The organism is Candidatus Cloacimonadota bacterium, from assembly GCA_012522635.1.
Taxonomy (GTDB): Bacteria; Cloacimonadota; Cloacimonadia; order Cloacimonadales; family Cloacimonadaceae; genus Syntrophosphaera.
Genome location: JAAYKA010000096.1, coordinates 1 through 12,300 on the forward strand (window position 1 = coordinate 1; position 12,300 = coordinate 12,300).

At 49.4% G+C, this 12,300-nt stretch carries 12 protein-coding genes, 1 tRNA gene and 1 rRNA gene; 13 read left to right on the plus strand and 1 reads right to left on the minus strand.

Annotation, left to right across the window (positions count from 1 at the left end; all coding sequences use genetic code 11):
• Positions 1 to 119: ribosomal RNA gene (locus GX135_05005) — 16S ribosomal RNA — on the minus strand; the annotation flags it as partial.
• Positions 120 to 800: 681 nt separating this feature from the next.
• Between GX135_05005 and GX135_05010 the strand changes: the two genes are divergently transcribed.
• From GX135_05010 to GX135_05070, 13 genes are all read left to right on the plus strand, one after another.
• On the plus strand, positions 801 to 1,151 hold the full coding sequence (locus tag GX135_05010) for an aspartate 1-decarboxylase (protein ID NLN85448.1): 351 nt from the start codon (positions 801 to 803) through the stop codon (positions 1,149 to 1,151).
• On the plus strand, positions 1,151 to 1,990 hold the full coding sequence (locus GX135_05015; protein NLN85449.1) for a pantoate--beta-alanine ligase: 840 nt from the start codon (positions 1,151 to 1,153) through the stop codon (positions 1,988 to 1,990). The genes GX135_05010 and GX135_05015 overlap by 1 nt, the downstream gene beginning before the upstream one ends.
• A 52-nt stretch (positions 1,991 to 2,042) precedes the next feature.
• Positions 2,043 to 2,128: transfer RNA gene (locus GX135_05020), tRNA-Leu, on the plus strand.
• 18 nt (positions 2,129 to 2,146) lie between these two features.
• Positions 2,147 to 3,454, plus strand: a complete 1,308-nt coding sequence (locus tag GX135_05025) for a hypothetical protein (GenBank protein ID NLN85450.1) — start codon at positions 2,147 to 2,149, stop codon at positions 3,452 to 3,454.
• Complete coding sequence (gene clpP / locus GX135_05030) at positions 3,454 to 4,038, plus strand: ATP-dependent Clp endopeptidase proteolytic subunit ClpP (protein NLN85451.1); 585 nt, start codon at positions 3,454 to 3,456, stop codon at positions 4,036 to 4,038. The genes GX135_05025 and clpP overlap by 1 nt, the downstream gene beginning before the upstream one ends.
• Before the next feature lie 73 nt (positions 4,039 to 4,111).
• Positions 4,112 to 5,356, plus strand: coding sequence for an ATP-dependent Clp protease ATP-binding subunit ClpX (gene clpX, locus GX135_05035; GenBank protein NLN85452.1), 1,245 nt, complete (start codon positions 4,112 to 4,114; stop codon positions 5,354 to 5,356).
• A 10-nt stretch (positions 5,357 to 5,366) separates the two neighbouring features.
• Entirely contained in the window at positions 5,367 to 5,996 is a 630-nt protein-coding gene (locus tag GX135_05040; protein ID NLN85453.1) for a hypothetical protein, read from the plus strand.
• Entirely contained in the window at positions 5,993 to 7,225 is a 1,233-nt protein-coding gene (locus GX135_05045; GenBank protein ID NLN85454.1) for an aminopeptidase P family protein, read from the plus strand. The genes GX135_05040 and GX135_05045 overlap by 4 nt, the downstream gene beginning before the upstream one ends.
• Complete coding sequence (gene coaD / locus GX135_05050) at positions 7,222 to 7,707, plus strand: pantetheine-phosphate adenylyltransferase (GenBank protein NLN85455.1); 486 nt, start codon at positions 7,222 to 7,224, stop codon at positions 7,705 to 7,707. Before GX135_05045 ends, coaD begins: the two co-directional genes overlap by 4 nt.
• Positions 7,700 to 9,085 (plus strand): replicative DNA helicase, encoded by a 1,386-nt coding sequence (gene dnaB / locus GX135_05055; protein NLN85456.1) that lies wholly within the window; start codon positions 7,700 to 7,702, stop codon positions 9,083 to 9,085. Before coaD ends, dnaB begins: the two co-directional genes overlap by 8 nt.
• A complete protein-coding gene (locus GX135_05060) occupies positions 9,075 to 9,824 on the plus strand; it encodes an ABC transporter permease (GenBank protein NLN85457.1) in 750 nt (249 codons plus the stop codon). The genes dnaB and GX135_05060 overlap by 11 nt, the downstream gene beginning before the upstream one ends.
• Entirely contained in the window at positions 9,821 to 10,912 is a 1,092-nt protein-coding gene (locus GX135_05065; GenBank protein NLN85458.1) for a thiamine ABC transporter substrate-binding protein, read from the plus strand. The genes GX135_05060 and GX135_05065 overlap by 4 nt, the downstream gene beginning before the upstream one ends.
• Complete coding sequence (locus GX135_05070; GenBank protein ID NLN85459.1) at positions 10,909 to 11,388, plus strand: tRNA (cytidine(34)-2'-O)-methyltransferase; 480 nt, start codon at positions 10,909 to 10,911, stop codon at positions 11,386 to 11,388. The genes GX135_05065 and GX135_05070 overlap by 4 nt, the downstream gene beginning before the upstream one ends.
• Positions 11,389 to 12,300 lie beyond the last annotated feature (912 nt).

Genomic DNA, 12,300 nt, shown 5'->3' on the forward strand with positions numbered 1-12,300 from the left:
CGTGTTACTCACCCGTTCGCCACTCTCTGATGCCCGAAAGCACCATACCGTTCGACTTGCATGCCTAATCCACGCCGCCAGCGTTCGTCCTGAGCCAGGATCAAACTCTCCATCATGTATAATGATTTTGTTATTGACTTCTTTGGCTCGCACAAATCTCTTATGTGGCACTCTATAAACTTTGAAAGATCAAAATGCGCAGCGTCTGCCGCGCAGGTTGAGTCAGAAAAGATATGCCGGTTTTTCTGTCAATACAAATTTTAAAAAATCTTTCGTCAGTTAGACAGCCCTGTATTCTATTTCTTCTTCAAACAAGTGATTACGATATGTAAAAATTTTTTTAACAACTCCCACATTGGGGTATTCGAGCCAAAATTTAAGGCCATATTCGCTGTCAAAAGCATTCGATTTCCCATCAAAAATGAGACCTTGAAACCATCGAATCCATATACAAGAACGAGTCTGCTGAAAACACGTGCACATGGTCATAACACCATGTGTGGCTTATATTTGGCTTTATAAACATAAGGGAGACATAAGGCGGCAGGCAAGAGACAGCAATTTAAACCAAGCTTTTGCAGGTGGATTTTGTTTATCCTGTCACACTTCAAAAAAACCATCACGTAGCTGCCTTTTTATGAAATCATCGGCTCGGGTACTGTCAATCCAGCAAATGAACATGAAACATGAGCGAAAAATGGCTTTCTTTCGCGGATGATACATTAAAAGCAGACAAAAACATTGACACGAGAGCCATTGAATTTTTTGTGGCTAAAAATCCATGAAATGGAGTGTGCTAAATGCTCAGATATAAATTGCTTTCGAAGCTGCACCGGGCAACGGTGACAGAATGCGATCTGAATTATAACGCCAGCATCCAGATTGATTCAGAACTTCTGGAATTGAGCGGGATGCGTGAATATGAACGCGTGGAAATTTGGGACGTGGACAACGGTGCCAGATTTTCCACATACATCATTGCTGCCGAACCGGGAAGCCGTAAAATAAGCATCAACGGTGCCGCGGCACGCAAAGTGCATATTGGCGACAGAATCATCGTGGTGAACTACGGTTTGATGGACGATGCCGAAATGCTTGCATATCAGCCGAAGGTCATCATTCTGGACGCTAATAACGACCCCGTAAAGTAATGCGCGTTTACCAAGGCAAAGACGAAATCCGTCAATCCCTGCGTGAATCGAGACAAGGCTTGAAAGTGGGTTTTGTGCCCACAATGGGCGCTCTGCACGAAGGACATCTTTCCCTGGTGGAGCGTTGCAAAACGGAATGCGACCTTTGCGTGGTTTCGATTTATGTGAACCCCGCGCAGTTCGGTCCTTCCGAAGACCTTGGAAAATATCCGCGGAATTTGGACAAAGACCTTGAACTGCTTTCAAAAAGAGGGGCTGACCTCGTTTTCTTTCCAGACGACGTTCAGATGTATCCACCAGGATATCGAACCTGGATTGATGTGGAAGGTCTTTCGGAAAAGCTTTGTGGTGCCAGCCGTCCCGGACATTTCCGCGGTGTCGCCACCGTGGTTTTGAAGCTTTGTAACATTGTGCGCCCCGATTCAATGTATATGGGGCTCAAGGATTTTCAGCAGATTGTTGTGCTGGAAAGAATGTTGAAAGATTTGGACTGCGAAACCCGCATCGTGCGCTGTCCCATAATTCGAGAAGAAGACGGTTTGGCGCTCAGCTCCCGAAATGCATATTTGGAGCCTGACGAACGCCTGCGAGCCATAAGCCTCAGCCAAGCTTTGAAAATGGCACGAGAGCAGGTTGCGTCTGGAACCCGTGACAGCGCGGCACTGATTGAAGAAGCCAGCAAAACAGTTTCGGCGGCTGGTGGAACAATTGATTATATAAAGATTGTTGACGCGGACACGCTGGAAGACGTGGCTATGGTAAACGAAAACTCCAGAATGCTGCTGGCGGTGTTCATGGGTAAAACCAGACTGATTGACAACTGCGCCCTCGGAATCTGAAAAACTTGACCGCGCCCCAAAGTATAACTATCATATAAAATATAAATCACTTGCGAAAGTGGCGGAATTGGCAGACGCGCTGGACTTAGGATCCAGTGGGAGCATCCCTTAGGGGTTCGAGTCCCCTCTTTCGCACCAAATTTATCAGGAGAAATTGTGCAAACAGATATCAAACAGATCAGCCCAACAGTCCAAGAGGTGACCATCACGGTTGAAGCAGAAAAAGCCGGCGAAGCCTATCAAAAATTCCTTCAGAAATCCGCCAAACGCTTTGAAGTTCCGGGTTTTCGCAAGGGAAAGGCTCCCCTTTCCATGGTGGAAAGACTACATGGTGAGCGGATCAAAGACCTTTTTGAGGAAGATTATGCCATCGACGTTTTCAACGAAGCATCCCAGGAACACAAACTCAGCTACCTGCTCCACCCCACCGTGAACGAACTGAGCTGGAACGAAGGTGAAGATTTCAAGGTGGTTTTCGAGCTGGAAAAAGAACCCCAGGTGGAATTCGCAAGCTTGGAAGGCCTCAAAATCCCTTTCAAGCCAATGCTGCTGGAAGACCAAGTGAACAGCTTCATCGAAAAACTGGCTCAGCAAAATGGGAGCATCCAGGATGTTGAAGCTGCCGAATTGAACGACTTTATCGAAGGAACTCTGAGCCTTGAACTTGAAGGACAAGCTCGAAACATCGATGTGAACATTAGGGTTCAGAACACAAAAGAGGATGATCCAATCCTGAAACTTGTGGGCATGAAAACCGGCGACAAGATAGACTTGGATTTGACTGGTATGCAAATAATGGAATATAATGTTCAGGATAATCCCGGCGAATTTGATCTTAATCCTGAAAAAACATACCAATGCACTCTGGAAGTGAATGCCGTTACCAGATATGTTCATCCCGATGTGGACGATGAATTTGCCAAAGACATGGATTTTGAAAACATGACGGAAATGAGGGCCAAGATTGCGGATGACATGCGCGAAAAAGTGGAACACTACAATCAGGAAGCCCAACATTCAGCCATTTTGGCGAAGTTATTCCAAGACAACCCTTTCGAGCTTCCCCGCAGAACACTTTCACACTTCGTGCAACAGGAAATGGAACAATTCAGCCCTGAATATCATGAGATTGTGCAGGAATATGTCGTCCAAAAAACGGTGACCGAAATGGCAAACATGTATCTTGTTACTGCCCTGGTCGAACATTCAGGACTTGAAGCCACAGACGAAATGATTGATGCCTACATCGAACACAAGGCAATCCTACATGAAATGAGCCCCGGCGCTTTTCGTGAAAAACAAGCGGATTTTATCGCAAGCGAACATTTTAAGATTGATGCGTTGGCACATCAGGTCCTGTGTGACATCGCTGCCAAAAACGAATTCGTGGAACCCGAACCGGAACCTGAGGAACCTGAAACTGCTGAAGCCGAAAAAACCGACGAAACCAACGAGGAGAAATAATGAATTACATTCCGATAGTTGTCGAACAAATGGGACGCGGCGAACGCGCCTACGATATCTATTCCCGCCTTTTAAAAGACAGGATCATCTTCATGAGCGGAGTGATTGAAGACAACCTCGCGAACTCCATCGTGGCACAGCTTTTACACCTGGAAGGCGAAGACCCCGAACGCGATATATATATGTATATAAACAGCCCCGGCGGCGTGATTTCCTCCGGGCTGGCAATCTACGACACCATGCAATATATCAAGCCCAAGGTAAGCACCATCTGCATTGGCCAGGCTGCCAGCATGGCGGCGCTGCTTTTGGCGGCGGGACACCCTGGCAAACGTACCGGTTTGCCCAGCAGCCGCATCATGATTCATCAGCCCTTGGGTGGTGTGCAGGGTCAAGCCAGCGACATCGAAATCCAGGCCAAGGAAATCCTCTATCTGCGTGAAAGGATGAATGAAATCCTGCACAAACACACCGGACAGGACCTGGAAAAGCTGATTGTGGATACGGACAGAAACTTTTACATGAACGCCGATGAGGCCAAAGAATACGGTATCATCGACGAAGTAATCCATTCAAGAAAATAGCTTGACTGGATTTGACCCAATGCCATTTTTGCATCAATGGCATTTGCCAAGAACCTAGAACGAGGAGGATTTCTTGGATAAACTCAAGAATCTGAGCTGCTCTTTTTGTGGCAGGAACGAAGCCGAGGTGAAAACCCTCATCCGGGGCATCGCGGGAAACATCTGCGATGAATGTATCTCCATGTGCCACAACATCGTTGTGAGCAGTGTGCCCGAGCCCGAAGAGGAATTCACCGAACTGCCCAAGCCCAGTGAAATAAAAGATTATCTGGATCAATATGTAATCGGTCAAGACCACGCCAAAATGATTATCTCGGTGGCGGTTTACAACCATTATAAACGCATCTTCCGCCAAACCGGAGATGACGATATCGATCTGGAAAAAAGCAATATCATGATGATCGGCCCCACAGGTTGCGGCAAAACCCTCATTGCTCAAACCCTGGCAAACTATCTGAAGGTGCCATTCGCCATTTCAGACGCCACCACACTCACCGAAGCTGGCTATGTTGGAGAGGACGTGGAAAACATTCTGGTGAGGCTCTTGCAATCTGCCGATTACGACGTTGAAAAAGCCGAACGCGGCATTGTATATATTGATGAGATTGATAAAATCAGCCGCAAATCCGAAACACCTTCCATCACCCGCGACGTTTCGGGTGAAGGTGTGCAGCAGGCTTTGTTGAAAATCCTGGAAGGAACCAAGGTCAACGTACCTCCGAAAGGCGGCAGAAAACATCCCCAACAGGATTTCATCGAGATGGATACAAAAAATATCCTCTTCATCGCCGGTGGAGCCTTTTTCGGCTTGGAAAAAATCATCAAGGAAAGAATGGATACCAAAGCCATCGGCTTTGATGTGCAACTGGGACGCAACACCAGTGATCACGATATCTTCGACCAAACCGTGTCTCATGACCTGCTGAAATATGGTCTCATCCCAGAACTCATCGGCAGGATGCCAGTTCTTTGCACCTTGCACGAACTCAGCGAGGATGCTTTGGTGGAAATCCTCACCAAACCCAAAAACGCCATCTGCGAGCAATACAAAAAGTATTTCGAAATGGATGGTGTGGATTTGGCATTTGACGATGCAGCCCTCAAGGCAATCGCCGCTGTGGCGATCAAACAAAAAGCCGGAGCGCGTGGTTTGCGTGCCATCATGGAAAAATTCATGCTCAAAATCATGTATGATATCCCGGATATGGAAAAAGTCAGTGCCTGCCGCGTGACAGCGGATGTGGTTTCCAAAGGCAGCGAACCGAAATATACCATGGTTGGAAGCACCAGCCGCAAAAAGGCTGCCAGCTCCGGATAAGGAATGGGTGGTGAAACGCGGTCCACTGCTGCTGTTTATCCTGCTGACGGCGCTAAATGCATCCGCATGTATCATACGTGATGCCGAACTCAGGATCCGTAACCGGACCGCCTCGGAGATTTGGGTCAGCGTGGACGATGCTGAGCCACGCAAAATCAGTGAGTGGGCAAACTGGTCAAAGTTTTTTCAGGAGACGCGGCAGGTAAGCGTCAGTTGGATTGGAAACTTTGTTTTCCCCCAAACTGAAAAGCTGAAAATCAGATCCGGCCTGCTTTCCAGCCTGGAAATCAAACCCTCAGGCGGAGCAATCATTCTCAACAATGACGGCTCCAAGCCCCTTCTGGAGGTATATCTTTCCCCCTCCGAAGATTTGGACTGGGGTTCAAACAAACTCGGCGGGACCATATCCGAAGGGCAAAACGCTCTTTGGACCCTCACTGAAGGCTTTTGGGACATCAAACTTGTGGATTCCCAACATCAGGAATTCTTTAAATATCGAATGGACGTCGCCCTGAACCAAGGAAGCGACCTCAACTTTTCGGATTTTGGCAAAGCCTGGGAGGAAAGTCAAGAACCTTCACCCTGGGAAAAGCTCTCCAACAAACCTGTAACCAACATAGAAATCAAGGATATGCCATGAACTCCAAGATTACCTCACCCCGTCGCGAACGCCTGGCTGAACTGCTTTCAGACAGTGAAGGCGTCATCATTTTCGCCAATTCCAAGCCCAAACTACAAAGATTCCTCCAGGACAAGAATTTTCTTTATTTCACCGGCTTGAACCACCCCGAACTCATCTATTTTGGCATGAAGTTCAACGGAAGATTCATCGAAACTCTTTTCATCGAACGCAGCGAACCCGACCGCATCGTTTGGGAAGGTGAAAAACTGAACGCAGCCCAAGCCACCCAGATCAGCGGCATTGCCAGCATACTGCATCTGGACGAATTTTACTCTCAACTTTCCATGTCTGGAGCTTATTTGAAAACCATCCACACCAACCTGGGATTCGCCGAGCTGAACAAGCCTCCCACGCTGGCCATGCACATGTTGGAGCCGCTGCGCACCAGGTTTCCCCAAATCGGCATCAGGCAGCTCAACGAACTCATCGCGCCTTTGCGCAAGGTGAAGGATGAGTGGGAAATCCAGCAACTCCAAAAAGCCATCGACGTCACCGGAGAAGGCATTGCGGACATCATGAATTCCGCCCAAGCCGGCATGATGGAATATGAACTTGAAGCCACCCTCTTTTACCGCATGCAGGTGAGCGGATTGCCACATTGGGGATTCGCGCCCATCATCGCTTCCGGATTGAACGCTGCCACTCTGCATTATGAAGACAACAACTGTCGCACCAAAAAAGGCGAACTTGTTTTGATGGACGTGGGCGCGGATTGCAATGGCTACAGCGCGGATATCACACGCTGTTTCCCCATCGGAAAGAAATTCAGCACCCGCCAAAAACAGATTTACCAGCTCGTGCTGGATGTGCAAAAAAAGATTATTGCCATGATTAAACCCGGCGTAAAGCTTTCTCAGCTTAATGAAGCCACGCGCAAAGGCTTGGCAGCCGCCCTCATCAAAATCGGTCTCATCGAAAAAGAAGAGGAAATCATCCGCTACTATATGCACAGCGTTAGCCACTTCCTGGGATTGGACACCCACGATGTGGGAGGTCGTGAATCCGTGTTGGAGCCCGGCAATGTCATCACGGTGGAACCCGGCATCTACATTCCAGAGGAAAAGCTCGGCGTGCGCATCGAGGATGACATTTTGGTCACCAAAACCGGTCACAAGGTGCTCTCCGCCGCCATTCCCAAGGAAATTGCCGACATCGAAAAAATCCGCGCAAAGGTGCAGGTAAAATGAACGGCAACGCCATCTACCCCGGAACTTTTGACCCCATCACCATGGGACACGTGAATGTGCTTGAAAAAGCGGCAAAACTGTTTGAACACGTGATTATTGCAGTGGCAGAATACACCGGCAAGGAAAATCTCTTTAACCTCGAGCAGCGCTTCCAGCTTTGCAAGGATGCGGTGAAACACCTGCCAAATGTGGAAGTTGTCCGCTTCACCGGCTTGGCTGTGGAATTTGCTCAAGCCCAAAACTGCCGGGTCATGATTCGTGGCCTCCGCGCGGTGTCTGATTTTGAATACGAGCTTTCCCTCGCGCTCACAAACACCCGCCTCAATCCCGAAATCGAAACCATTTTCCTGGTTCCTTCCCTGCCTTATATGTATCTTTCATCCTCAATGGTGCGCCAATTGGCGGATCTTGGCTCCGACTTGCGCGAACTTGTGCCCAGAGCAGTGGCGGACGCCCTGGCAGAGAAGGTAAAAAATGCCTAAAAAGGAAGCCATTTCCAAGGACGCGGTCCAGATTTCCGACCGCGCCCTGCCCACCGATGTAAATGCTGAAGCCGGCGTGCTTTCAGCCATGATTATCGATTCCGGCATCGTTAGCAAAGGCATTGAAACCATCAAGGAGGAATACTTTTCCCGCACGGCGCACAAACTCATTTTCCGCGTAATCTGCGAACTTTTCAACGAAAGCATTGAAGTTGACCCCGTCACCCTCGCAGACAGAATGCAGCGAAACAAGGTCTTGGAAAAAGCCGGCGGCATTCCCTACATCAATGAACTGGCAGACTTTGTGATTTCCAGCGCGAACTTTGATTATCACCTGAATATCATGACCGAAAAAGCTTTGCTGAGGCATCTGATTATCGCCTGCAACGGCATCATCGAATCCTGCTACAGCTCGCCCAAACCGGTCAAAACCATCGTGGATGAAGCCGAACAGGAGATTTTCAAAATCGCCGAACTCCCTCAGCACCAGGGTTTTTTGCGTCTGGATGAAATAAGCCCGGAGGTGATTCGAAACATCGATCTCATCGCCACCACCAAAGTGCCTGTGGTTGGGGTCCCCAGTGGTTTTGGCGATCTTGACCGCCTCGCCGGAGGTTTTCGTCCTGGTCAATTCATCATCATCGCGGCCCGCCCTGCCATGGGTAAAACCTCTCTGGCATTGAATATCGCTTCCCACGCGGCTGTGAACCTTGGCAAAAAAGTGGCGGTTTTCACCATGGAAATGTCTTCCGAAGAAGTGGTGATGCGCATGTTCAGCAGCGCCTCGGAAGTGAATATGGACGCCATGCTCAAGGGTTATGGCATGAACGAGGAAAAATTAATCCGCATCATGCAGGCATCCGAAGTTCTTTCCTCCAAACCCATTTATATAGATGAATCCGGCACCAACACACCTTTGGAAATCAGAGCCAAAACCAGACGTCTGGCAGCGGAAATTGACGGATTGGACCTCATCATCATCGACTATCTTCAGCTCATGACCCTGCCCAAAGATCGTGAAAGCAGACAGCAGGAAATCTCCGAAATTTCGCGCGGCTTGAAAATCCTCGCCAAAGACATGAAAGTGCCTGTGGTGGCGCTTTCCCAGCTTAATCGCGCCCTCGAAAACCGCGAAGACAAACGCCCCAGATTGGCAGACCTCCGAGAATCCGGAGCCATCGAACAGGACGCCGACCTCGTCATGTTCATCTATCGTGATGAATATTACAATCAGGAAAAAACCGAAAAACCCGGCATCGCGGAAGTCATCATTGGCAAAAACCGCCATGGCTCAACCGGCTCGGTGGAACTGGGCTTCGTGAGCGAATACACCCTTTTCCGCAACCTCGACACCAGCCACAACCCTCATGATTATTAAGCTCTTCAGCGGCGTTGGCGCCTATGCTATTTTCACGGGTAGAATCCTGAAGCATCTGCCCCATCTGGGCAAACGCCGCCATGAATTTTTAATCCAATTCAAAAAAATCGGCATCGATTCTCTGCCGCTGATTGCCTTCACTTCCCTGTTCACTGGCCTTGTCACCGCGCTGCAACTGGTTTACCAAGGCCGGGGCTACATTCCTGACCATCTTTTCAGCGTCCTCATCGGAAAATCCACCATGATAGAACTGGCGCCTGTGCTCACAGCCTTGGTGCTCACCGGCAAAATCGGCGCCGCCATTGCCGCCGAAATTGGCTCCATGCGGGTTAGCGAGCAATTGGACGCCCTGCAAAGCATGAGCGTGGACCCCCATGAATTTCTCTACCTGCCTCGCGTGGCGGCTGGGGTTTTGGCATTTCCAGCGCTGACTATCGTCGCAAACGTGATTGGCATTGGCAGTGCCTGGTATTTCAACTGGCTGCGCAACGGCATTCATCACCACACTTTTTTCCACAATATGCGTGCCTATTTTGAACCCTTCGATTTGCTCAGCGGCCTCGTCAAAGCCACCGTGTTCGGGTTTTTTATCACCACACTGGCTTGTTATTTTGGCGATCGCACAACCGGTGGCGCCGAAGGTGTGGGACGCAGCACCACGCAAACCGTTGTTTATAGTGCCACCTGGGTTTTGGTTCTGGATTTCGTGGTGGCGTTCATCTTGTTGGGCAGGATGTGAAAACCCATCTTTTTCGCTGTAAACACAAAACTGTGGCGCTGTTCTGGGCCTCAGTTTTTTTCTTGAGTTTTTTGGGCATTTTGGGCTGTCAAAAGAAAGCTGAAGCTCCGCCGGAGAAGCCTGCTCCAACTTCGCGGCTCACCGTTTTTGCCCTGCGCCATATCCGGGATTCCGGGTTTGAAACCGCTGTCTTGCAGGACTTTGCCGAAACCCATAACTGCGCCCTGAACCTCATCGTTTTCGACACTTTGCCCCAGCTTTTGGATTCCCTGCGCGTGGATGATGATGTCGCCAACGCGGATGTGGTTCTGGGTTTGGACAGCGCCTTTGCTTTGGCGGATAGCTTGCTGATTCCATTTGAGGCTCTGCCCCGGATTTCGCTCGCCGAAATCAATTACGAGATTCCCAAGGACCCCGGACAGCGGCTCATCCCCTACGCAACCGCAAACCTGGCTTTCATCTATGATTCCAAGCGTTTTCCAGAGCCTCCCCGCTCTTTTGGCGAGCTGCAGGATTCCCGCTTCCATCAACAATTGGCGCTCTACGACCCGGCTTTTTCCGGCTTGGGTCGAAGCTCGATTTTCTGGAGCCTTGCCCTTTTCGGCGAAAGCGGCTATGAACAGTTTTGGCAAAGCCTGCGCAAAAATGTTTGCCAGATTTGCCTTGACCACGATGAAGCTCTCAGCGAGCTCCGACAGGGCAAATGCGGTCTCATCCTGGGTTATGGTTCCACTCCGGCTTGGATTGCGGATTTTTTCCCCACCGAAAGCCATATTCGGGCGTCTCAACCCCAGGAAGGCAGTTTTTGCCACACCGAATATGGAGCCCTTTGCACAGGTTCCCAAAATCGCGAGATGGGCATCAAGCTTTTGGAACACCTCATCACGCCTCAGGCCCAACAGCATGTGATGTTCAAACTGGGAATGATGCCCACGAACGGGCGCACCCCGGTTTCAGGAAATTTTGCCCGCTTGCCCTGGGTGACCTACTGCCTGAACAGCAGGCTGGACAAGCAGGAAATCCTTCCCCAGCTTGAACTTTGGCTGCGTATTTGGCAAGACCAAATCAAAAGCCTCCCCGGATTATGATTCTGCCGGATTCCCAACTCCATGTGGTGCTTTTTGAACCGGAAATCCCGGCAAATACAGGCAACATCGGGCGCCTCTGTGTGGGCACAAATAGCGTTCTTCACATCGTTCAACCCTGCCGTTTTCTTTTTACCGACAAAGCCCTAAAACGCGCCGGACTGGACTATTGGGAACACCTCCAGCTCAAAATGCACCATAGTTTGGAGGAAGCTTTGGAATCCTGCCCACCCCAAAAGATTTGGTATTGCAGCACCAAAGCCAGCCGCAGCTATCTGGACGCTGATTTCCAAGCCGGCGACCACCTCGTTTTCGGTCCCGAATCCCGTGGCCTGCCAGAAAGCGTTTTGGACAGCCACCCCAGCCAGACAATCACCATCCCCCAAAACCCAAATATCCGCTCTCTTAACCTCTCAAACGCCGTCTCCATTGTCCTCTACGAAGCCATCCGCCAGATTGCCTTTGCCCGGCAAAACTGAAAGCCTGCCACATTCGTCACTTCGACCCGCGCGAGAAATCCAGGCCAGAAAAGGTTTAGGGTTCTCGCAGATTGGCGCTGAAAAAACGCGGATTCAGCAGATTAATTTCATACGGATATAACGGATTTCACGGATTGAACGGATGAGAACGTTTTCTGAATAACCCAGTCTCTTTGTCACTTTGTTACCCATTAAAAATCCCCTTTTCATCATCCCCATCCTGTGTATCCCTAATCTATTCAAAAAATCTGCGGAATCGGCGTAATCTGCGTGAACCCCTCTGCGGAATCGGCGTGAACCACCTCGCCACCCGGGGGTGAAGACAGGTTAATTGGTGAATTTGGAGAATCATTAAAACCTTAAACGCCTGTTTGCAACCTGAACACAATCCAAACACATCCCAAACTCAAACCAAAGCGTCTTTGGCTTGCATATTGACTGTATCCAGATTGTTCTTGTTTTCAAACCCATCACCATCCCCCAGCCTGGCTCTTTAGTAAACAAACCAAGAGACATTTGTCATCCCGAACGGACGTGAGGTATCCAGACCATTTTCTTGTTTTCAAACCCATCACCGTCCGCTGGCCACGTTGTCACTCTGTCACCTTGTCACTTTGTTACTTATCAAAAAAATCTGCGGAATCAGCGTAATCTGCGTGAACACTTTTGCGGAATCGGCGTGAACCACCTCGCCTTCCCGGGGTGAAGACTGGTGAATTTGTGAATTTGGAGAATTTGAGATTTGGAAATGCGGAGCCCGGCAAAAGTCAAAACAGCTGATGGAAGCTTTTTTAAGGCATTCCCCCAAAAAAGTGGGGAATTGTAGTTGTAGCAGTATGTTTATCAGATAGATAGCTTATATTTCTGTCCATTAATTTGTGTTTTCGGATGCAAATCGGGTTGTCTATGCAC

What these genes read in the sequence shown, in the direction of transcription:
- clpP (NLN85451.1), top strand. Translation starts at nt 3,454, where the DNA reads ATGAATTACATTCCGATAGTTGTCGAACAAATGGGACGCGGCGAACGC.
- GX135_05060 (NLN85457.1), top strand. Translation starts at nt 9,075, where the DNA reads ATGATTATTAAGCTCTTCAGCGGCGTTGGCGCCTATGCTATTTTCACG.
- coaD (NLN85455.1), top strand. Translation starts at nt 7,222, where the DNA reads ATGAACGGCAACGCCATCTACCCCGGAACTTTTGACCCCATCACCATG.
- GX135_05010 (NLN85448.1), top strand. Translation starts at nt 801, where the DNA reads ATGCTCAGATATAAATTGCTTTCGAAGCTGCACCGGGCAACGGTGACA.
- dnaB (NLN85456.1), top strand. Translation starts at nt 7,700, where the DNA reads ATGCCTAAAAAGGAAGCCATTTCCAAGGACGCGGTCCAGATTTCCGAC.
- GX135_05070 (NLN85459.1), top strand. Translation starts at nt 10,909, where the DNA reads ATGATTCTGCCGGATTCCCAACTCCATGTGGTGCTTTTTGAACCGGAA.
- GX135_05045 (NLN85454.1), top strand. Translation starts at nt 5,993, where the DNA reads ATGAACTCCAAGATTACCTCACCCCGTCGCGAACGCCTGGCTGAACTG.
- GX135_05015 (NLN85449.1), top strand. Translation starts at nt 1,151, where the DNA reads ATGCGCGTTTACCAAGGCAAAGACGAAATCCGTCAATCCCTGCGTGAA.